The 21,242-nt window shown below is 37.3% G+C and carries 20 protein-coding genes; 16 read left to right on the top strand and 4 right to left on the bottom strand.

Annotation, left to right across the window (positions count from 1 at the left end):
- Nucleotides 1–7 precede the first annotated feature (7 nt).
- From ypeB to fni, 6 genes are all read left to right on the top strand, one after another.
- The gene (gene ypeB / locus M028_RS0107235; protein WP_026573310.1) at nucleotides 8–1,357 is read left to right on the top strand and encodes a germination protein YpeB; all 1,350 of its coding nucleotides are present in this window, start codon (nucleotides 8–10) and stop codon (nucleotides 1,355–1,357) included.
- 63 nt (nucleotides 1,358–1,420) lie between these two features.
- A complete protein-coding gene (locus tag M028_RS0107230; protein WP_026573309.1) occupies nucleotides 1,421–1,600 on the top strand; it encodes a YpfB family protein in 180 nt (59 codons plus the stop codon).
- Between the two features lie 155 nt (nucleotides 1,601–1,755).
- On the top strand, nucleotides 1,756–2,433 hold the full coding sequence (gene cmk, locus M028_RS0107225; protein WP_026573308.1) for a (d)CMP kinase: 678 nt from the start codon (nucleotides 1,756–1,758) through the stop codon (nucleotides 2,431–2,433).
- Between the two features lie 3 nt (nucleotides 2,434–2,436).
- Complete coding sequence (locus M028_RS0107220) at nucleotides 2,437–3,018, top strand: lysophospholipid acyltransferase family protein (protein WP_026573307.1); 582 nt, start codon at nucleotides 2,437–2,439, stop codon at nucleotides 3,016–3,018.
- A gap of 158 nt (nucleotides 3,019–3,176) precedes the next feature.
- Nucleotides 3,177–4,316 carry a 30S ribosomal protein S1 gene (rpsA, locus tag M028_RS0107215; protein ID WP_026573306.1) on the top strand — a complete coding sequence of 380 codons (1,140 nt, stop codon included), beginning with the start codon at nucleotides 3,177–3,179 and terminating at the stop codon, nucleotides 4,314–4,316.
- Nucleotides 4,317–4,328: 12 nt separating this feature from the next.
- Nucleotides 4,329–5,387 carry a type 2 isopentenyl-diphosphate Delta-isomerase gene (gene fni, locus M028_RS0107210; RefSeq protein ID WP_026573305.1) on the top strand — a complete coding sequence of 353 codons (1,059 nt, stop codon included), beginning with the start codon at nucleotides 4,329–4,331 and terminating at the stop codon, nucleotides 5,385–5,387.
- A 43-nt stretch (nucleotides 5,388–5,430) separates the two neighbouring features.
- Here the strand turns inward: fni and hxlB are convergent, their stop codons facing one another.
- The 3 genes from hxlB to M028_RS0107195 all read right to left on the bottom strand — a co-directional run bounded on the left by hxlB (nucleotide 5,431) and on the right by M028_RS0107195 (nucleotide 7,207).
- On the bottom strand, nucleotides 5,431–5,988 hold the full coding sequence (gene hxlB / locus M028_RS0107205) for a 6-phospho-3-hexuloisomerase (protein WP_026573304.1): 558 nt from the start codon (nucleotides 5,986–5,988) through the stop codon (nucleotides 5,431–5,433).
- Nucleotides 5,989–6,005: 17 nt separating this feature from the next.
- Entirely contained in the window at nucleotides 6,006–6,647 is a 642-nt protein-coding gene (hxlA, locus tag M028_RS0107200) for a 3-hexulose-6-phosphate synthase (RefSeq protein WP_026573303.1), read from the bottom strand.
- A gap of 188 nt (nucleotides 6,648–6,835) precedes the next feature.
- Nucleotides 6,836–7,207 carry a winged helix-turn-helix transcriptional regulator gene (locus tag M028_RS0107195; protein WP_026573302.1) on the bottom strand — a complete coding sequence of 124 codons (372 nt, stop codon included), beginning with the start codon at nucleotides 7,205–7,207 and terminating at the stop codon, nucleotides 6,836–6,838.
- A 250-nt stretch (nucleotides 7,208–7,457) separates the two neighbouring features.
- On the opposite strand from M028_RS0107195, the gene zwf reads away from it, so the two are divergent.
- The 10 genes from zwf (at nucleotide 7,458) to M028_RS0107145 (ending at nucleotide 19,341) form a co-directional block, all read left to right on the top strand.
- Nucleotides 7,458–8,915, top strand: a complete 1,458-nt coding sequence (zwf, locus tag M028_RS0107190; protein ID WP_026573301.1) for a glucose-6-phosphate dehydrogenase — start codon at nucleotides 7,458–7,460, stop codon at nucleotides 8,913–8,915.
- A gap of 59 nt (nucleotides 8,916–8,974) precedes the next feature.
- Nucleotides 8,975–10,306 (top strand): glucose-6-phosphate isomerase, encoded by a 1,332-nt coding sequence (locus tag M028_RS0107185; protein ID WP_026573300.1) that lies wholly within the window; start codon nucleotides 8,975–8,977, stop codon nucleotides 10,304–10,306.
- Between the two features lie 27 nt (nucleotides 10,307–10,333).
- Complete coding sequence (gene gndA, locus M028_RS0107180) at nucleotides 10,334–11,749, top strand: NADP-dependent phosphogluconate dehydrogenase (RefSeq protein ID WP_026573299.1); 1,416 nt, start codon at nucleotides 10,334–10,336, stop codon at nucleotides 11,747–11,749.
- Nucleotides 11,750–11,911: 162 nt separating this feature from the next.
- Complete coding sequence (locus M028_RS0107175) at nucleotides 11,912–12,910, top strand: ABC transporter substrate-binding protein (protein WP_026573298.1); 999 nt, start codon at nucleotides 11,912–11,914, stop codon at nucleotides 12,908–12,910.
- Nucleotides 12,911–12,924: 14 nt separating this feature from the next.
- The gene (locus M028_RS0107170) at nucleotides 12,925–13,797 is read left to right on the top strand and encodes an ABC transporter permease (protein WP_231510782.1); all 873 of its coding nucleotides are present in this window, start codon (nucleotides 12,925–12,927) and stop codon (nucleotides 13,795–13,797) included.
- A gap of 6 nt (nucleotides 13,798–13,803) precedes the next feature.
- Entirely contained in the window at nucleotides 13,804–14,598 is a 795-nt protein-coding gene (locus tag M028_RS0107165) for an ABC transporter ATP-binding protein (protein ID WP_026573296.1), read from the top strand.
- Between the two features lie 125 nt (nucleotides 14,599–14,723).
- Nucleotides 14,724–15,386, top strand: coding sequence for a hypothetical protein (locus M028_RS0107160; protein WP_026573295.1), 663 nt, complete (start codon nucleotides 14,724–14,726; stop codon nucleotides 15,384–15,386).
- A 175-nt stretch (nucleotides 15,387–15,561) separates the two neighbouring features.
- Nucleotides 15,562–17,211, top strand: a complete 1,650-nt coding sequence (locus M028_RS0107155; protein WP_026573294.1) for a helix-turn-helix domain-containing protein — start codon at nucleotides 15,562–15,564, stop codon at nucleotides 17,209–17,211.
- A 17-nt stretch (nucleotides 17,212–17,228) separates the two neighbouring features.
- A complete protein-coding gene (gene hisC, locus M028_RS0107150; protein ID WP_026573293.1) occupies nucleotides 17,229–18,353 on the top strand; it encodes a histidinol-phosphate transaminase in 1,125 nt (374 codons plus the stop codon).
- 1 nt (nucleotide 18,354) lies between these two features.
- Nucleotides 18,355–19,341 (top strand): C-terminal binding protein, encoded by a 987-nt coding sequence (locus M028_RS0107145; RefSeq protein WP_026573292.1) that lies wholly within the window; start codon nucleotides 18,355–18,357, stop codon nucleotides 19,339–19,341.
- Nucleotides 19,342–19,479: 138 nt separating this feature from the next.
- Here M028_RS0107145 and M028_RS0107140 read toward each other — a convergent pair whose 3' ends face one another.
- On the bottom strand, nucleotides 19,480–20,796 hold the full coding sequence (locus tag M028_RS0107140) for a Na+/H+ antiporter NhaC family protein (RefSeq protein ID WP_035423896.1): 1,317 nt from the start codon (nucleotides 20,794–20,796) through the stop codon (nucleotides 19,480–19,482).
- Between the last annotated feature and the right edge of the window lie 446 nt (nucleotides 20,797–21,242).

The raw sequence follows: 21,242 nt of genomic DNA, 5'->3' as shown, positions 1-21,242 counted from the left end.
TGTAGAGATGATTAGAGGAATCTTAATCGGGGTTTTGACCATTGGTGTTGCCGGAACCGCCTTTTGGGGGTATCAAGAACACCAGGAAAAAAATGCAGTCCTTTTAAATGCTGAAAACAACTACCAACGAGCATTTCATGGTCTTACCTATCAAGTTGATTTATTGCACGATAAAATCGGAACCACACTTGCGATGAATTCAAGACACTCATTATCTCCATCTCTTGCAGAGGTATGGAGAATTACTTCAGAGGCCCATAATGATGTTGGTCAATTGCCGCTAACATTGCTTCCCTTCAATAAAACGGAAGAATTCTTAGCGAATATTGGGAATTTTAGTTATCGTACAGCGATAAGAGATTTAGATAAGGAACCGCTGACGGATAAAGAATATAACTCCTTGAAGGTTCTTTATAAACAGTCAGGAGAAATTCAAAACGAACTCCGGAATGTTCAAGCAATGGTATTAAAAAATAATCTACGCTGGATGGATGTTGAACTCGCATTAGCTTCTGGCAAGGAAATGACAGACAATACCATTATTGATGGTTTTAAAACGGTAGAAAAAACGGTAACTGGCTACGACGAAACAGACTTAGGGCCCACCTTTGCCAATATGCAAAAAAAAGATGAAAACTTTAAAAATATTAAAGGAAAGAAAATTACACGGACTGAAGCAGTAAGCGAAGCAAAAAAATATATGAAGTTTGATGGGGATTCTAAAGTAAAGGTTACTGAAAATGGAAAAGGTTCGGATTATGGATTTTATAGTGTTTCCATTAAAAATAGCAAAACAGGTCAAGAAGCAAGTATGGATATTACCAAAAAAGGCGGATTTCCAATTTGGTTTATTAATCATCGGGATGTAAAGAAACAAACGATGAGCTTAAATGATGCGGGAAATCGAGCAGCAAAATTTTTAAAGGATCAGGGCTTTGCAGATCTAGAGCTGTTTGAAAGCACACAATATGATAATATCGGTGTTTTAAATTTTGTAACAACTCTTAACAAGGTTAGGGTTTATCCAGAATCCATTAAAGTTAAGGTTGCTCTTGATAACGGTGATATTATCGGTGTTTCTGCAGAAGAGTATTTAAAGACACATCATGATCGGAAAATTCCTTCACCTGCGATTACAATGAAACAGGCCCGTTCAAAGGTCAATCCTAAATTTAAAGTAATGGATGACCGTGAGGCCATTATAGTCAACGATCTAAATAAAGAGGTATTGTGTTATGAGTTCCTCGGCACAATTGGGGAAGACACGTACCGAATTTTCATTAATGCACAAAATGGAATTGAGGAAGATGTAGAAAAGCTCAAAAATGCTGAAGCCATTTATAACGATGTTCTTTGAGTCCGTGAATAAAAATGAAAAACCGCTCCAATAATAGGAATAATTTATTATTGGAGTGATCCTATGAAAGTTTTAGAAAGAGTACTTATAAAAATGGTTATAATCCAATTTGTTTTCCTCATTTTAACTCAGATTTTATTACACCAATATGATATTTTTCCAGAGTTAACACAATTAACAAAATATGAAGGTGTTAGTGAAAATTCATTTACTGAAATCATTCAGACACTATCCGGAAAATGAAAGCAGGTTGACTTGCTTTCTTTTTCTTTTTTATAAGAATAGCTCTAATAAGAAATTCAAATATTAAGGAGTAAAAAAGGGAAGTATCTCAATTTCTTATGGTAAAATAAATAATAGAAGAGGTCCTAACGGATCATGAAGTTTTAGGAGGATTTATGGACAATAAGAAGATTTCAATCGCAATTGACGGTCCTGCTGCAGCCGGAAAAAGTACAGTAGCAAAAATCGCAGCGGAAAAATTATCGTATATATACATAGATACAGGTGCAATGTACCGGGCTTTAACATATAAAGCAATCCAAAAAAAATTAAATTTTGAAGATGAAGAAGCCCTATACGATACACTTCTCACAACCGAAATTGTATTGGCGCCGTCTGAAAATGGACAATTAGTTTATCTTGACCAAAGCGATGTTACAACCGCCATTCGTTCTGCCGAAGTAACTAACTCGGTTTCAATTGTTGCGAAACAACAAAAAATTCGTGAAGAAATGGTAAAAAGACAACAGGCACTTGCTTCAAATGGCGGTGTTGTGATGGACGGAAGAGATATCGGTACACATGTATTGCCCCACGCAGAAGTAAAAGTATTTTTACTGGCCAGTGTGGATGAAAGAGCTGAAAGACGTCATGCCGAGAATCTTGAAAAGGGCTTTCCTTCCGATTTGGAAAAATTAAAGCAAGAAATTGCTCGTAGAGATAAAATTGATTCTGAAAGAGAGATTGCACCACTGAAAAAAGCGGACGATGCAGTTGAAATAGATACGACTTCGATGACCATTCCTGAAGTAGTTGAAAAAATAATGGAACTAGTGCTGGAGAGGGTTGGTTAAAGGGTGAAATTTTATACTTTCGCTAAGTCTGTCGCCTATTCAATTTTAAAGCCCTTATATCGGATAGAAGCGATTGGGACCGAAAACATTCCTAAAGAGGGTGGTGTTCTTTTATGTTCCAATCATATCAATAACTTTGACCCACCCGTTGTCGGCATTATGATTGCTAGAACGGTATATTATATGGCAAAGGAAGAATTATTTGCAGTTCCAATATTAGGGGGGATTATTAGGAGATGTAATGCCTTTCCAGTGAAAAGAGGTATGAGTGATCGAGATGCCTTAAGAAAAGGGTTAAGTGTTTTAAAAGAAGGTCATATTCTAGGAATTTTCCCTGAGGGAACAAGGAGTAAAACAGGGGAATTGGGAAAAGGTCTAGCTGGAGTTGGCTTTTTTGCCCTAAGATCGAATGCACAGGTTGTGCCATGTGCGGTAATTGGTCCATATAAAGCCTTTCGAAAATTAAAAGTTGTTTATGGAAAGCCAATGCAAATGGATGAACTCAGAAAGGCAAAAGCATCTCCCGAAGAAGTGACTGATTTGATTATGGCCGAAATTCAGAAACTTATTACAGAGTACCGATAGGTTCTACTTGACAAAACAAGCTATTTGTAAGAAGTTAAATAAAAGAGATTTTTTTTAGAATATTCTCAAGCTTATCTTATGAAGTGTTTTTTTAATGGGATGGAGTAAACACCCCAATCAATAGATTCTTGCAGTAATTGGATTAAGGAGGAATACATATGTCGGAAGAAATGAATCAAGTAGAAGTAAGATCTTTTGAAGTTGGTGATAAAGTTACAGGACAAGTTTCAAAAGTAGAAGAAAAGCAGGTAGTAGTAAACCTTCAGGACAGTAAACTTGATGGAATTATTCCAATAAGTGAGCTCTCTAGCCTGCATATTGAAAAAGCTTCAGATGTTGTTTCAGAAGGCGATGAACTCGAACTTGAGGTACTGAAAGTGGAAGAGGATGCCTTGATTCTCTCCAAAAGAAAAGTTGATGCTCTTAAAGCCTGGGATCAACTCGAAAAGCAATTCCAAAATGGCGAAATTATTGAAACCGAGGTTAAAGATGTTGTTAAGGGTGGACTTGTTGTTGACCTTGGAGTTCGTGGTTTTGTTCCAGCTTCATTAGTAGAGGCTTACTTCGTAGAAGATTTTTCGGATTATAAAGGAAAAAATCTAACCTTTAAAATCGTTGAACTTGATAAAGAAAAGAACCGCTTAATCCTTTCCCATCGTGCTGTGGTAGAGGAAGAAAAAGGGAAGAAAAAGCAAAATCTTCTTGACTCCTTAACTGCAGGACAAGTGATTGACGGAACTGTTCAAAGAATTACTGATTTCGGGGCTTTTGTTGATATCGGTGGTATTGATGGACTTGTTCATATTTCACAATTGTCACACGAACATGTTGACAGACCAACAGATGTTGTTCAGGAAGGGCAAAAGGTCCAAGTTAAGGTACTAAACGTTGATCGTGATAATGAACGAATTTCTTTATCCATTAAAGAAACATTGCCTGGACCTTGGGCTAATATTTCAGAAAGAGCGCCAAAAGGTAGTATTTTTGAAGGTACAGTGAAGAGAATTGTATCTTATGGTGCATTTGTTGAAGTTTTTCCTGGCGTGGAAGGCCTTGTCCATATCTCCCAGATTGCCCATAAGCATATCGCCACACCACATGAAGTATTAAAAGAAGGCCAAGAAGTGAAAGTTAAGGTTCTTGAAGTAAATGAACAAGAACAGCGTCTATCTTTAAGTATTAAAGAACTTCTTGAAAAAGATGTAGAAGAAAACTTCGACTATGAACTTCCTGAGGAGTCAAAAGGGTTTCAGCTTGGAGAAGTAATTGGAGAACAATTAAAGAATCTTAGAAAATAATGGTGATTTTACGTGTCTAGATTTGAACGAAAATGGGACCACATACGCTACGCCTTAGAAACAAAACAGGAACGCTCAGCAGCATTTGAAGATGTTCATTTTATTCACCAGAGCTTACCGGATATTAATGTGTCCGATGTTCGAATAGACCATTCAATTGGCGAACTTTCTTTAAGTTCGCCAATTTTTATCAATGCAATGACGGGCGGCGGCGGTGAAAAAACCTTTGAAATTAACAAAGAGCTCGCTGCTGTTGCAAAAAATACTGGTATTGCAATGGCTGTAGGATCGCAAATGTCTGCGTTAAAAGACAAACAGCAGAAATATACGTATGAGGTTGTTCGAAGGGAAAATCCAACAGGGATTATAATTGCCAATCTGGGCAGTGAAGCTACACCGGAACAGGCAAAAGAAGCTGTTGAAATGATTGATGCAAATGCCTTGCAAATTCATTTAAATGTTATCCAGGAATTAGCCATGCCTGAAGGGGACCGGGATTTTTCTGGTGCAATGAAACGGATTGAAATGATCGTGGATGCGGTTGATGTACCTGTTTTTGCAAAAGAAGTTGGCTTTGGAATGTGTAAAGAAACAGTTGAAAGGCTTTCATCTATCGGGGTTTCAGCTGTTGATGTAGGCGGATTTGGCGGGACCAATTTTGCTGAAATCGAAAATAAGCGTAATAGGAAGCCACTTGCTTTTTTCAATGAATGGGGGATCCCTACGGCTATCTCAATCCTTGAAGCATCAAACCATTCAACTCCCCTTTCTATTATTGGCTCGGGTGGTTTTCGTACTAGTCATGACATTGCAAAAGGGCTGGCCATTGGAGCTAATGCAGTTGGGATGTCAGGTCATTTTTTGCGATTACTCGTAAAGAACGGAAGAGATGCATTACAAGAAGAGATTCATCGCTTTCACCAAGATTTAGTGATGATTATGACCGCAATAGGGGCAAAATCTATCTCAGAATTACAACGTGCTCCTGTGATGATTACTGGGTATACCTACCATTGGTTAAACCAAAGAGGTTTTGATACAAAAATATATAGTCAGCGCCGAATAAAATAAAGCTCTCGCTTTATAGCGAGAGCTTTTTGTTAAGAATTAAATTTTATTCAAGATTTGCATGTTTTCCATACATTGTCTGAGAATTGAGACCTTTTTTGTTCATAAATCTTAGAATAACGGCATCAAAGAATAACAAAAGTGTTTGTTCAAATAATGATCCCATCGGCTGAATGGTTTTAAAGTCACTTTCGAACTGGTCTTTTGGGGCCCCGGGTAATTTAACAGCAAAATCAGCTAAACTTCCAATCGTTGAATCAGGATAAATTGTTACAGCAGCGACTTTTCCGCCAATTTTCCTAGCTTTCTCAGCTATTGAAACCAAACCTTTTGTTTCCCCTGAGCCGGATGCAATAATTAATAAATCATCTTTTTCCATGTTTGCTGTCACAGTTTCCCCGACCACATAGGCATCAATCCCCATGTGCATCATCCGCATTGCAAAGGATTTGGACATAAATCCAGACCGTCCTGCTCCAGCTACAAAAATTTTGTTAGATTCAAAAATAGTATTTACTAACTTTTCAGCATCTTCATCTGCGATTAAGGAAGAAGTATGATGTAACTCTCGAATAATTTCACTTAAGAATTCAGTCGTTTGCATATGACTCATCTTCCTTTTTATGCATGAGCTTTTTCTTTGATTAATTCTTCCATTTTGGCAGCTACTGCTTTTTTATCCTCTTGGCCCGTAATACCGCCACCGACAATCACAAGGTCTGGCTGGGATTGTACAACTTCAGGCAATGTATTTAATTTAATGCCGCCTGCAACAGCTGTTTTTGCATTTTTTACAACGCGCTTAATGGTTTGAAGCTGTTCAAAAGGGCTTTCTCCAGCAGCTTGAAGGTCATAGCCTGTGTGTACACAAATATAATCGACACCTAATTCATCCACTTCTTTGGCCCGTTGTTCTAAATTTTTAACATTGATCATATCGATAAGGATTTTGGTACCTTGTTTTCTTGCTTCTTCTACAGCACCTTTAATGGTTGAATTGTCTGTAGCACCAAGAACAGTGATAATATCAGCACCGGCTTCTGAAGCCTTCATTACTTCGTAGGCACCTGCATCCATAATTTTCAAATCGGCTAAAACTTGTAAAGATGGAAAGGCTTGTTTAATTTCTTTTACTGCTCTAAGCCCTTCATTAATGACAACAGGTGTACCAATCTCGACGATATCAATATGCTCTGCTACTTCCTTTACCACCTCGATACCTTCTGGGATATTAACAAGATCTAAAGCTAATTGTAGTTCCATGAATTCTTCACTCCTGTTTTTTTATTTTTTGAAATTTTCAACCACAACTTCATTTTAGATTTGACTTTTAGAAAAGGGAAGTACGCACTTTAAACTCATATAGTGTTAAAAAGTATACCTAGAGGAGACAAGATTGAAGAGAATAAAAAAACCACATTTGCATATCAGCTGCATGTGGTTTTTTAGATTTAAGTTTTTTTCATAGATTTTCTCAATGGTTCTGGAATTTCTATGACATTCTCCATATAGTTTTTTCCCCAAACATACATTGACTCAAGAATGGGCATTAAGCTTTCGCCGTGATTTGTAAGAGAATATTCCACTTTAGGTGGAACAACAGGATAAACTTTTCTTGAAACAATAAGATCTTCTTCGAGCTCACGTAATTGGTTTACCAGCATCCTTTGTGTAATTTCAGGAATTAGTGACCTTAATTCATTAAATCGTTTGGTTCCTTCCTTCCCTAAATGCCACATGATAAGCATTTTCCATTTACCTCCAATAATTCCAAGTGTTAATTCCTTTTCACAGTTATATGTTTTTCCACAAATATGACCCATTTTTATACCTCCTGATTTTCCTAATGGTATACATTTTGTAACTATATGTGTTTAAAGTGCGTACTTACATAACATTTATAACTAAATTATACTGAATATGCTGAAAACTTTATAGGTAAGAAACTTTACAAAACCATCACTTTCTTAGCCTTTTTAAAAAAATATAGGAGGGAATCGAATGAATGACGTAACAATTCATCGCGACGTTTATTTTGAAGAGAATGCTCACGATGACTTTAAGGAATTGAAACTGGACTCGATGACCTTTGTTCTATTTGGGGCATCGGGAGATTTAGCAAAGCGGAAAATATACCCTGCGCTTTATAATTTATTTTTAGATAAAAAAATGCCTAACTCGTTCTCTGTTGTTGGAATAGGGCGGAGGGATTGGTCAGATGCAGTATTTCAAAATTATGTAAAAGAATCTTTGGAAACGTTTTCTAGACGTTTTGACAATGATACTGCCAAGACGGAAGAGTTTCTCCGTTTATTTCATTTTTGCTCTTTAGATGTCACGAATAGAAGTGGGTATATAACGTTAATCGATGCCATTCAAAAACACGAAGAAGAGTTCAATATTCCGGAAAATCGTCTTTTTTATTTATCAGTTGCACCAAAATTTGTTGATGTCATTACAACCAATATCAAGGAAAGTGGACTCGATGTATCAAAAGGCTGGAAACGTCTCATCATTGAAAAGCCGTTTGGACATGACTTGAAGTCGGCAAGAATCCTTAATGAAAAATTAAGTAAAGCCTTTCAAGAGGAGGAAATTTTTCGGATAGATCATTATCTTGGAAAACCAATGGTCCAGAACTTAGAGGCGTTAGGATTTGCTAATCCAGTCCTGCAAACCCTATGGAACAACAAACACATTGCAAATGTCCAAATAACAGCAAGTGAAACAGTTGGGGTAGAAGAGAGGGCGGGCTATTATGACCAGGCGGGGGCAATTCGAGATATGTTCCAAAATCATATGCTGCAAATTTTGATGATGACAGCCATGCACCTACCTAACCAAATGGACACTAAAGAAATTCAAAATGTAAAAAGGGAGGTTATTGAATCATTAAGACCATTACAAAAAGGTGATGTGGGTTTAAATGTAATACGTGGCCAATATGTTGCAGGAGAAATTGATGGTGACCCGGTTGTAGGATATCAAGAAGAACCAGGGGTTCGAGATTCTTCCACTAGTGATACATTTATAGCTGCTCGTTTGTGGATTGATAATGCTTTTTGGGGAGGCGTCCCATTTTATATTCGTACAGGTAAAAGAATGCAGGACAAATCGACAAGGGTTGTAATTGAATATAAAAATCCGATCAAAAGTTTATACATGGATCGAAATGAAGAAACACCCCCAAATCTTTTAATGATAGAGATTAGTCCGAATCAAGGTGTTTCCTTCCAGCTGAATAGTAAAAATCCATTAAATAATGGGAAGATAGAGCCTTTTACAGTGGATTTCGTATCTACAGAAAAAAATGTCCCGGAAGCTTATGAAATGTTAATTTTTGATGCCCTGCGCGGCGACCAGTCTTTCTTTACTAATTGGAATGAAGTGGAATTATCTTGGAAGTGGGTACAACCCATTTTGGAAGCATTTGAAGAGAACATCCTCCCGTTGCACCATTATCAGTCGGGTTCAATGGGGCCGGTTGAGGCCCATCAATTATTAGCTAAGGATGGATTTCATTGGTGGTAAATATTTTTCGATCGCCAATTTGATATATATACATTTTTTTGTGGGAGGAGAAGATTAATATGGCAATTTCTTTTGATTACACCAAGGCATTATCATTTATGAAAAAAAATGAAGTGGAACATTTAAGTGAGTTTGTGAAAACAGCCCATACCATGTTACATGAAAAACACGGACCCGGATCTGACTTTCTTGGATGGGTAGATTGGCCAATTACTTATGATAAAGAAGAATTTGAGCGAATAAAGGAAGCTGCAGGTTGGATACGGAAAAATTCCGATGCTCTGATTGTCATTGGAATTGGCGGTTCTTATTTGGGTGCAAGGGCAGTAATTGATGCTTTGTCCCATACCTTTCATAACCAAATGGAAGGGAATACCCAAATTTATTATGCCGGTCATAATATTAGTGCTACTTACATTTCCGATTTATTAGAGCACTTGGAAGGAAAGGAAATCTCGATAAATGTCATCTCTAAATCTGGTACAACGACAGAACCGGCGATGGCCTTCCGCATTTTCCGTAACTATATGGAGAAACGCTATGGAAAGGAAGAGGCAAGAAAACGGATTTTTGCTACCACTGATCAAGCAAAGGGTGCCTTAAAAAAGCTTGCAGACGAAGAAGGATATCAAACTTTTGTCATTCCTGATGATATAGGTGGAAGGTACTCTGTAATGACTGCAGTCGGCCTTTTGCCTATTGCCACAGCTGGATTGGATATCGACCGCATAATGGAAGGGGCTAGAGAGGCCTACCATAGATTTAACAACCCGGAGCTTTTAACCAATGAATGTTATCAATATGCGGCTGTTCGTAATGCTTTTTACAACAAAGGCAAAGAAATCGAATTATTGGTTAATTACGAACCATCAATGCATTTTGTAGCAGAATGGTGGAAGCAGCTGTTTGGGGAAAGTGAAGGGAAAGATCAGAAAGGTCTTTTTCCAGCAGCAGTTGATTTTTCAACTGATCTGCATTCCATGGGTCAATATGTGCAGGAAGGCAGACGAAATTTAATTGAAACGGTTATACAGATTAGAAAACCTAAGGTAGAATGGTTGATTCAAAGTGACATAGAAAATATTGATGGGTTAAACTTCCTTGCTGGAAAGACAATGGATGAAGTCAATAAAAAAGCATTTCAAGGTACTGTATTAGCTCATATTGATGGCGGGGTCCCAAACTTAATTGTAGAACTAGATGAAATTAATGAATTTACCATTGGTGAAATGATTTACTTTTTCGAGAAGGCGTGTGCGATTAGTGGTCATCTTCTAGGTGTAAATCCCTATGATCAGCCAGGTGTTGAAGCTTACAAAAAGAATATGTTTGCGTTACTTGGAAAACCAGGCTTTGAAAAGGAAAAGAAAGAGCTTGAGTCTAGGTTATAAGCGAAATATATGAAAGGAAGGATGGAAATGGTAAAGAATCAAATTGGGGTAATTGGTTTAGCGGTTATGGGAAAAAACCTCGCATTAAATATTGAAAGTAGAGGTTACTCGGTATCCGTGTATAACCGTTCTTCAGAAAAAACAGAAGAGTTTTTAAAGAGTGAAGCAGAGGGCAAGAATTTTGTTGGGACTTATGAAATTAAAGAATTCGTTGAGTCCTTAGAAAGTCCGCGGAAAATTATATTAATGGTCAAAGCTGGTGCACCAACAGATGCCATCATCAATTCTTTAAAACCTTTCCTTGAGAAGGGGGATATTCTCATTGATGGCGGTAATACATTTTTCCAGGATACGATTAAGAGGAATAAGGAATTGGCAGAAATAGGTGTCCATTTTATTGGAACAGGTGTTTCTGGTGGAGAAGAAGGGGCGTTGAAAGGTCCTTCCATTATGCCTGGCGGCCAAAAAGCTGCATACGAATTGGTAAAAGAAATCTTTGAAGCCATTTCCGCAAAAGTAAACGGAGATCCTTGCTGTACCTATATTGGACCGGATGGCGCCGGACATTATGTAAAAATGGTGCATAACGGAATCGAATATGGGGATATGCAGCTAATCTCTGAAGCATATTTTATTTTGAAACATGTCCTTGGACTACAAGCCCAAGAACTCCATAAGGTTTTTGCAGAATGGAACAAGGGTGAATTAGATAGTTATTTAATCGAGATTACCGCTGATATATTTACGAAGATGGATCATGAAACAGGTAAACCGATAGTTGACATTATTTTAGATGCAGCAGGTCAAAAGGGTACTGGTAAATGGACAAGTCAAAGTGCCTTGGATTTAGGTGTTCCGCTTCCAATTATCACGGAATCTGTGTTTGCCCGCTATATATCCGCAATGAAAGATGAACGAGTTAAGGCAAGCAAGATATTAAATGGTCCGGAAACAAGAAAGTTTGAAGGTAATGGAGAAGAGCTAATTGAAGCTGTGCGGAAGGCATTATATATGAGTAAAATTTGTTCGTATGCACAAGGGTTTGCTCAAATGCGTTCAGCATCAGAAGAATATGACTGGAATCTCCGCTATGGAGATATTGCCATGATTTTTAGGGGCGGTTGTATTATTCGGGCACAATTTTTACAAAAAATTAAAGATGCTTATGATCGGGATCCTAATCTACCTAACTTATTACTAGATTTTTATTTTAAAGACATTGTGGAAAACTATCAATCTGCTCTAAGACAAGTGGTTACACTATCCATCGAGCAAGGTGTTGCAGTACCGGCATTTTCAAGTGCATTAGCCTACTATGACAGTTATCGGACAAAAACATTACCAGCGAATCTTATTCAAGCCCAAAGAGACTATTTTGGTGCACACACATATCAGCGTGTTGATCGGGAAGGAAGTTTCCATACGGTGTGGAATTTAAAGTAAGTTGTATCAGGAAAGGATAACGATATTTCCACAGTGTAAAAATTTATTTTTTTGTACAGTATCTTGTCCTATGTAAAAAAAATGCATTTTTTCATAAAAACTTATTGTATAAATAACCTATGTGTTTGAGTTTTTTGAAAATTCTAAAAAGGTGGTAGTTTAATGAGAAAATTTGGGTTGATAGTATTCATTATTTTATTACTAGCCATGACAGGATGTTCCGGGACCGCTAGCACCAAGTCTGAAAACAAGGAATCAGCAAAGAATGATGTTATTAATTTGGGCGTGGCCACTTGGGTTGGGTATTCTCCGCTATACATTGCACAGGAAAAAGGATTTTTCAAAAAGAATGGCGTTAATGTTAATTTGATGAAAATGGAAAGTAATACGGATCGCAGAACAGCACTTGCTGCAAACCGCCTACAGGGATTTGCTTCCACTGTAGACACTCATGTGGTAACAGCAGCTAGTAATGTCCCGGTTGTTCAGGTGGTTGCGCTCGATGATTCTCATGGCGGGGATGGGATTGTAGCAAAGAAGGAAATTAAGAGTTTGAAAGATTTGAAAGGTAAGCGTGTCGCTGTTCAGACAGACGGCGGGGCAAGCTTCTTTTGGTTCCTTTATTTATTAAAGCAAGAGGGAATTGATTTTAAAGATGTTGATGCACAAAACATGACGGCTGGAGATGCAGGTGCAGCATTCGTGGCGAATAAAGTAGATGCAGCTGTTACTTGGGAGCCGTGGTTAACAAAAGCAAAACACACTAATTTTGGAAGTGTATTAATGACTAGTGCTGCTTCCCCGGGCGTTATTACTAGTACGATTGCCATGAGAAAAGATTTCACTAAAGAAAACCCAACAGCGGTAAAAGCTTTAGTAAAATCTTGGTTTGAGGCAGTCGAGTACTATAAAACAAATAAGGAAGATGCATTGAAAATTATGGGTAAAGCAATGGGGCAATCTCCAAAAGAATTAGAAGAGTCATTGCAGGGTGTGCAGTTTTACGATGAGGCGGGAAATAAAAAATACTTTGGAACGAAGGATCATCCTGGACCATTACATGAACTCTCAAAATTAGGCGCGGATTTTTGGAAACAGCAAAAATTAATCGATAATGAGCCGAATATTGATGAAATTATTGACTACTCATTTGTGCAATAAAGAGGAGGAGTTCTGTGGAAAAAGTGGTGAAAAACGAGGAATTAGTTAAGAAGTCATCCACAGATCCATTTCAAAATGAACGAAATGGATCACCCATAAATAGAAAATGGCTTCAGCCCCAGGTAAATATACCCTATAAATTGTATTTAGGGATTAGCATCTCAAGTATAGTTTTTTTGTTTGCTATTTGGTCGTTGTTAACTTATGGAGGTTTGGTAGATCCGCTATTTCTACCAAACCCTACCCAAATTATCGATTCGGGTATAACCTTATTTACCGAATATGGGTTTATTAATGATATAGCGATTACGATTTATCGAGTGCTTGCTGGTTTTATTGTTGCTGTCCTGGTAGGACTGCCACTTGGTATCTTGATGGGAACATTTAAAGTAGTGGAGGCATTTTTTGAACCAGTCATTTCCTCCATTCGATACATGCCGGCATCTGCATTTATCCCGCTCTTTATTTTATGGATTGGTGTGGGAGAATTGGAGAAAATTACGATTATTTTCGTTGGAACCTTCTTCTCCTTAGTTCTTATGACTGCTGTTGAGGTAGCGAATGTTCGACGAGAGCTTTTAGAAGCAGCCTATACACTAGGGAGAACAAGATTCGGAGTACTGCGTTCCGTCATCCTTCCTGCTTCCATTCCGGGTATTATGGAAATAATCCGGCTGATTCTAGGATGGGCATGGTCATACATTATTGTCGCAGAACTTGTTGCCTCATCTTCTGGCATAGGGAGCTTGATTTTAGAGTCTCAGCGAATGTTAAAAACCGGAAATATTATTTTTGGTATTTTGACTATCGGATTATTGGGTTTACTTTCTGATTTAATCTTAAAAGTGGCAATTAGAAAAATGTTCCCATGGCATTATGGAAGGTGATGAGTGATGGTGGATGCAAAGCTGGAAATTAAAGATGTCACAAAGATTTTCTCGGGTAACAAAAAAAATTCACAAGTACTGGCACTAAATACAACGAACCTAAAAATTATGCCCAATGAATTCATAACTATACTTGGCCCTTCGGGGTGCGGTAAATCTACATTACTTCGGATTGTGGCGGGTCTTGAGGAGCAGACGGCAGGACATGTCTATCTTGACGGCAAAGAAGTTTATGGTCCATCCTCAAATAGAGGAATGGTATTTCAAGCCTATTCGTTATTTCCTTGGCTTACAGTAGAAGAAAATATACAGTTTGGCTTGAAACATAAGGATCTGAGTGGAGTACAGCGTAAGGAGATTGTTAGGAATTATATTGAATTAGTCAGGCTTGAGGGCTTTGAGAAACATTATCCGCGGCAGCTTTCTGGAGGAATGCAGCAGCGTGTGGCGATCGCGAGAGCACTGGCAAATGACCCGGAGATTCTTTTGCTTGATGAACCATTTGGAGCACTAGATAACCAAACGCGGACATTAATGCAAGAATTATTGCTTGAAATTTGGGAAAAATCCCACAAAACGATTCTCTTTATTACGCATGATGTAGAGGAATCTATTTATCTGGCTAATAGAGTGATCGTAATGACCTCAAGACCCGGTAAAATTAAAGCAGATATTCCAATTGAATTGGAGAATCCACGTTCCTATCATATTAAAATGGACTCCCGTTTCCTCGCCTACAAGGAACAGTTAACAGAATTAATTCGTGAGGAAAGCTTAAAAGCAATGATGGAAGTGAAATAATTTTTACTACCAGTAAGTTAAAAAAGTGTAAGATATCATAAGAATGGGTACTTTCAGAAAATAATGACGGGAAATATAATTATGAATAGTAAGAATAGTAAATTTTTAAAAAGGGGGTGGTTAAAATGTCAACAATGACACGTGAAGAGTTTTTTACAGAGTTTAGAGGCATTAAGGAAGAGCTTAAGAACTATGCCCAAGAGAAAGCAGAAAAGTTCTGGACAAAGGAAGACCTAACTCAGGAAGAAGTTTTTACTGCGATTGAACAAAGAGTTTGGCTAGAAATCGCATATGTTTTCTTCCTTGGAAAACAAATTAATGATTATTGGAAAGAATTCGATAGAACCACAGTAACAGCTTTGTGTAAACATATGTGGGAAGAAGCGCACCATTATGAGATTATTTGTAGAGTGCTTGAGAAACATGGTTATACTGCTCCAACTGAACCACCAGCACAACATCTTGGTTGGGAAAACCTTCATTGGGAAGCTCTTGAAAAAGACCGTGCCTGTGCAGTAGCCGTATGGAACTGTTCTGAAACATCAACAACAACTACTCATGATATTGTAATCGAGAACTGCCGCCGGATTGGCTTACCTGACTTGGCAAGATGCTATGAAACAATTAAAAAGGATGAAGAATTCCATGCTAGACTTGGAGAAATGATTGTCGAAAAGTATGTGGTTACTGATGAACATATAGAAAACGCAATTTGGGGTGCACGCCGTCTGCGCGAAGAAATGATTCATTATTATGATACAATCTATCCTGTAAATGAAAACGTTTAATAAAAATTAAAATTAGATTAAAATTGAGTGAGGTATCTCGTGTCTTACAGAGTCATAGATACCTAACTCAATTTTTAAATTTAAAGTTTACCGGAAAAAACGTGAAGGTGAAAAATTTTTAAATTGTATTTAGTAGGTACAAATATTTAAACTTTGAATGAAAGAGTGTGATTCTATGGAAAACCTAATACTCCTCGCAACAGATGATAAACATGTGATCAATCTCTTTCATCAAATTAATAATGATTATAAATTTGGCTTTATAGTAGAAGCAGTAGACAAAAAGTACCTTTTAAAGGATGATTTATCATTTAAGCTGGGTACCATCGCAGTTCTTTTAGACCTCGATGGAATGATGAAACTGGCTAAAGATGTCGTTCTTCAACAATTAGCTAAGAAGAAGATTACAATACCATTGGTTGTGGTGAAGAGCCGTTATGATGACCTCGAGATGCGATCGTTTTTTAAAAGTGGTGTTTTCGATTGCTTAAGTAAGCCGTTTGATGAGGAAGTAGTGTATCGCCTGTTGCAGGAACTCAAAGTGGAAGCGCAGCTTTCCCACCAGATGATGCAACAAAGGAATGACGATCCACATAATATTATGTCTTCCGTAAGACTCGGACTTATTTATAATTTATTATATGGGAATATTAAAAATTCTAGAGAGATTTGGGATCAAAGCCAATTAGTTGGATTATCTGCCATGCCAAACACTGCAATGTCCCTTCAAATAGACGAGTTTTTTTTGAAGAATAAGGAAAAGAGTAAACAGTGGCAGGATTTTGTTCGCAATGAAATTATCACGGTTACCCGTCTATTCTTTATGGAAAAGTTAGATGAATGCTTGGCAATGGGAACGGCAGCAGATAAATTTGCAATCCTCCTCTCATTTCCTTTTAATAACGACCATGAAGGATTTAAGCAATATGCTAAGAAATTATCCGAGGAAGCGAAAACATATATCAAAGAAAATACAGGGTATAGCGTAACGATTGGAATTGGCAACTATTATGAAGATGTAAGGAATTTACACTTTAGTTATCAAGAAGCACAAACCGCTATTAAACATAAATTCTTTTTAGGGAAGGATTTAGTGATCCATCATGATGATGTAGAACGGTTTACAAATGAATTTCTTCTTCTGCCAAATCAGGATGTAGCAACGTTAGCAAGTAAATTAATGGTAGCGGATATTGAAGCTGTGAAGGATAATATGACCAATTTATTAGAGCGATTGTTTTCGTTGCAGAATGTTGACCCAGAAGCCTTAAAACTGCAACTTTCAGAAATTTCAACTATGCTTGCACGTGCAGCTATCAATGGTGGGGCAAATGAAAAAGAAATTCATTTCATCCTTTCGGAATATACATCTTCCCTAAACTTTATCGAAAACTTAGTCCAATTGGAACAGTGGATAAGGGATATGATTCATCGCTTTATTGACCTGGTTTCTACCAATAATAATGATCATACCCTTAAATCAATCCAGAAGGCTATGGAATATATTGAACAGCATTATTTAGAACAAATTACCTTGGAAAAGGTCTCAAGTCATGTACATCTGAGTCCTACCTATTTTAGTAGAATCTTTAAAAGTGCTACTGGAACTAATTTTGTTGAATATATTACTTATTTACGAATTGAAAAAGCGAAAGAATTGCTAAAAGACTTAAATTATACGGTTTACCAAATCGCTTTTGAAGTTGGATATAGTAATTCTCACTACTTTAGCCGTGTTTTTAAAACAATGGTGGGCAAAACTCCAAGTGAATATCGTAATTCTATTTTGGTTCCATCTGGAAATTCAACTGAGAGATTATTTTAACGGAAGGAGTTGTATTGATGATAGAGCAATGGCGAAAAAGTGTAACAAAACTAAAGCCTTATATTCCTGGCAAGGCAATAGAAGAGGTAAAGCGGGAGTTGGGATTGGATGAAATCATTCGCCTAGCCTCTAATGAAAATCCTTTTGGACCATCTCCAAAGGCTGTAGAGGCGATGCAAATTGCTGCTAAAGACAGCCAATTATATCCTGAGTCAACATGCAGGGAACTACGTGAAAAATTAGGAAATTTCTATAAAATTGATCCTGAACAATTTCTAATAGCAAACGGTGCGGATAATATCATCACTTTGATTGGTAATGCCTATATTAACCCTGGTGATGAAATTATCTATTGTACCCCTACTTTCCCGGCGTATAGAACCATTACCTTGCTTATGGAAGGAACATCTATTGAGGTCCCATTGCTTGAGAATCATACCTATAATCTTGAAGGAATTCTAACAGCAATAAATGAAAATACTAAACTTATTTTTATATGTAATCCCAATAACCCGACTGGTACGATTTTGGGAGAAAATGAATTGGAATTATTTCTAAAAAAAATACCGCCACATGTGATTGTGGTATTAGATGAAGCATATGTCGAATTTATTGATTGTGAAAGGTATCGTACTGGAATCGATTTTGTAAAGGAAGGTTATCCTGTTATTTTTGTTCGGACTTTTTCAAAATTGTACGGATTGGCGGGGACTAGGATTGGATATGCTGCTGCACGCGTTGAATATATAGAACCAATCCAAGCGGTAAGGGAACCTTTTTCTGCTAATCGAATTGCCCATGCAGGTGCTTTAGCTGCACTTGATGATCAAGAATATGTAAATAAAAGTTTAAGAGAAAATAAGCGTGAGATGCTTGAACTTACAAAAGAACTAAAGACTTTGGGGTTTGATGTGATCGAATCACATGCTAACTTTCTGTTCGTGGATATGAAAGAAGATGTTATGGTGCTTTCCCAGGCGCTCATGCAAGAGGGAATTCTTATACGCCCATGTATAGCTTGGGGGTTGCAAACACATGCCCGTATTTCTATTGGTACTTCGGAACAAAATATACTTTTAATAAAATCATTAAAAAAAATCAAAAAAAATTCAACTGCAATAGTAGCAAAAGGAGAGAAGTAGAGTGAGAGAAGGTAAGCACTTAGTTTGGATATTAGATGATGAATGGAATGATCATCATTTAGAAATGAAGATGTATCAACAACATAATATAGAAGTAAAAGTTACCCGTTCAGAAACGCTAGAGGAAGATTTACCGATTTATGCTCCTATTGCTGATGCTGTAGTAGCACAGGTTGGTTTTCATTGCCGAGCTAATATCATTGAAAAGTTAAATTCTTGTAAAGTTATCTCTATACCAGGAGTTGGCTATAATCATGTTGATGTGGATGCAGCAACGAAAAAAGGAATAGTTGTTTCACATGTTCCTGATTATTGTGCTGAGGAAGTTTCTGATCATACAGTTGCCCTAATTCTTGCGGTTACTCGAAGATTATCAGCATATAGTCGTAAAGTAAGAGAAGGAAAATGGGATCCCCTTGATACCCAGCCCATTCATCGCTTTAGTTCAAGAACCATTGGATTAATTGGCTTTGGACGTATTGCCCGTATGGTTGCGGATAAGTTAAAAGCATTCGGAGTCCGAATTTTGGCTCATGACGAATATATTTCGGAAGAATCGATAAGAATGCAAGGTGCAGTTCCAGTTTCATTAAATGAGCTGCTAATACAATCTAATATTATTAGTCTTCATGTACCGCTTACCCCGGAGACACACAATTTAATCAATTATGAACGCCTGAAAATGCTTCCTAAAGGTTCCTTTGTGGTCAATACATGCCGTGGCGGAGTATTAAATGAAAATGACTTACAAAAGGCTATTGAGGAGGGCCACATAGCCGGAGCCGGATTGGATGTGCTTGAACAGGAGCCTCCTGCACCTGATTATTCATTGTTAACAATGGAGGGCTGCTTAATTACCCCGCATTCATCTTATTTCTCAGAGGAGTCCATCACTGAGCTTAGAACTAGGACAACTCAGGCAGCAATCGATGGTGTGTTAGGAAATCACTTGCCATATGCATTGAATCTAAAGAAGATAAAAATTTAATAGCTTAAGTTAATGGCCAGCCTGGTTGAACCGGACTGGTCATTTTCTTTCCTGATATTTGGAAGGTTTCAATCAATGTCAAAATAAAGCAATAGGACACATCTTAAGGGAAGTGTCCTATCGCTTTATGAATGAATTTTATAGAACATAAGCAGCTATCATTCCAAATATAAAGAGCGGAATATTGTAGTGCATAAAGGTAGGAACACATGTATCCCAAATGTGATTATGTTTTCCATCCGCATTTAATCCTATTGTAGGGCCAATCGTACTATCTGATGCAGGTGAACCTGCATCCCCTAATGCACTAGCGGTACCAATCAGAGCTGCCGTTGCCAATGGTGAAAATCCAACCGAAATACATAAAGGAACATATACCGCTGCTAATATTGGGATTGTACCGAAGGAAGTACCTATTCCCATTGTAATCAACAAACCAATTGTAAGAATGATAAAAGAGGTAAATAGTTTACTGCCCCCGATAATACTAGATGTATTAGAAACTAAATGATTGATTGCCCCTGTTTCTTTTAGAATCGTTGAATAACCAGCAGCAATCAACAAGACAAAAGCAATTGCCCCCATCATTTTCATTCCATCATCCACAATTTCATCGCCTTTGACAAACGGAGCAACACGTCCCAAGAACATTGCTAAAATTCCTACAAGCGCTCCTAAGGCAAGGGAATGAGTATAAAGTTGAACTCCAAGTGACAAAACAATTGCGATTAAAGTGATAACATGCTGCTTGGTAAATGGAATAACTTCTGAAGCAGCTGATATTTCCATTTCGGCAAGGGAATTTTCGAGTTCTTTTGATGGTGCTGTTTCCTTTGCTTTTCTATAGGTAATGAAAACCGCAATTAATAATCCGACAATCATTCCTAAGCCTGGAATTAATAAAGCAAGAGGGAGTTGACCCACCGCTATATTCATCCCATATTTTTTCATTTCGCTTGCAATAATTTGGTGAAACATAAGTCCATATCCAGCAGGAATCATGATGTAAGGAGCCTTTAAACCAAATGTTAAGGCTGTTGCTACTCCACGTCGGTCTATTTTCATGCGATCAAACAGATGGAGTAAAGGAGGAATGAGGATTGGGATAAAGGCTATATGCACGGGAACCAAGTTTTGCGAAAAACAAGAAACCCCTGCGATAGCTAACAAAATAATTGCCCTTTTCCCTTTCATAAATTTGAGCATTTTTTTAACCAGTATACCGGTAATTCCTGAATACTTAATCATAACTGCGAAAATACCAAGCAAAATTACACTTAAAGCGGTTTCAGCTTGTCCACCCATTCCGGAAATAAGCATTGCTAGTGTTTCAGTAATGGAGAGTCCTTCAATTAAGCCGGCGCTTATAGCAGCTAGTAAAATACTTAAAAGGACATTTACTCTCAACATACTTAAAGCGATTAAAATTAACACGGAAATTAAAACAGCATACATTATTCAATTTTCCCCCTTTTTACGTTGGTAATAGTAGATAAACTCTACACGAACCAATAAAAAATACTTTTTGATCAACCTCAACAGTTTAGTAAATTTTAATTATCCCATCCTTCCCTCTACTAATTTAAACAATTTTGTGAATCTTCTTAATACTATCTTAATGTTTGTTAACCAGTAACTACCTATTTTTATGAAAAGTTGTACTTTTTTGTTTTGTTAACGTGTTTAATAGAAAAGTCCAAATCGAGGGGGTTTTTTATGTTTATTCGGTCATGTCAATCAAGCAGTCTAATTTTTTGTTTTATTGTGTATTTTTTTAGTAGTTATCAAAAAATGACTTAGCCTAATTCTGAATATTGTGTAAAATATTTTTGAGTTTACCACTCTTTTATATTAGTAACTTTCAACCAAAGTGAATGATTTTTATTAATGAATATCTATCT

Origin of the sequence: Bacillus sp. UNC438CL73TsuS30 (assembly GCF_000482325.1) — a bacterium.
Classification (GTDB): Bacteria; Bacillota; Bacilli; order Bacillales; family Cytobacillaceae; genus Neobacillus.
The sequence above is the reverse complement of the archived record's forward strand: the minus strand, read 5'-3'. Positions and strand labels throughout refer to the sequence as shown.

Coding starts and splice junctions, on each gene's coding strand:
- ypeB (WP_026573310.1), top strand. CDS start 8: ATGATTAGAGGAATCTTAATCGGGGTTTTGACCATTGGTGTTGCCGGA.
- M028_RS0107230 (WP_026573309.1), top strand. CDS start 1,421: ATGAAAGTTTTAGAAAGAGTACTTATAAAAATGGTTATAATCCAATTT.
- cmk (WP_026573308.1), top strand. CDS start 1,756: ATGGACAATAAGAAGATTTCAATCGCAATTGACGGTCCTGCTGCAGCC.
- rpsA (WP_026573306.1), top strand. CDS start 3,177: ATGTCGGAAGAAATGAATCAAGTAGAAGTAAGATCTTTTGAAGTTGGT.
- hxlB (WP_026573304.1), bottom strand. CDS start 5,988: ATGCAAACGACTGAATTCTTAAGTGAAATTATTCGAGAGTTACATCAT.
- hxlA (WP_026573303.1), bottom strand. CDS start 6,647: ATGGAACTACAATTAGCTTTAGATCTTGTTAATATCCCAGAAGGTATC.
- M028_RS0107195 (WP_026573302.1), bottom strand. CDS start 7,207: ATGGGTCATATTTGTGGAAAAACATATAACTGTGAAAAGGAATTAACA.
- M028_RS0107185 (WP_026573300.1), top strand. CDS start 8,975: ATGGCAATTTCTTTTGATTACACCAAGGCATTATCATTTATGAAAAAA.
- gndA (WP_026573299.1), top strand. CDS start 10,334: ATGGTAAAGAATCAAATTGGGGTAATTGGTTTAGCGGTTATGGGAAAA.
- M028_RS0107175 (WP_026573298.1), top strand. CDS start 11,912: ATGAGAAAATTTGGGTTGATAGTATTCATTATTTTATTACTAGCCATG.
- M028_RS0107165 (WP_026573296.1), top strand. CDS start 13,804: ATGGTGGATGCAAAGCTGGAAATTAAAGATGTCACAAAGATTTTCTCG.
- M028_RS0107160 (WP_026573295.1), top strand. CDS start 14,724: ATGTCAACAATGACACGTGAAGAGTTTTTTACAGAGTTTAGAGGCATT.
- M028_RS0107155 (WP_026573294.1), top strand. CDS start 15,562: ATGGAAAACCTAATACTCCTCGCAACAGATGATAAACATGTGATCAAT.
- hisC (WP_026573293.1), top strand. CDS start 17,229: ATGATAGAGCAATGGCGAAAAAGTGTAACAAAACTAAAGCCTTATATT.
- M028_RS0107140 (WP_035423896.1), bottom strand. CDS start 20,796: ATGTATGCTGTTTTAATTTCCGTGTTAATTTTAATCGCTTTAAGTATG.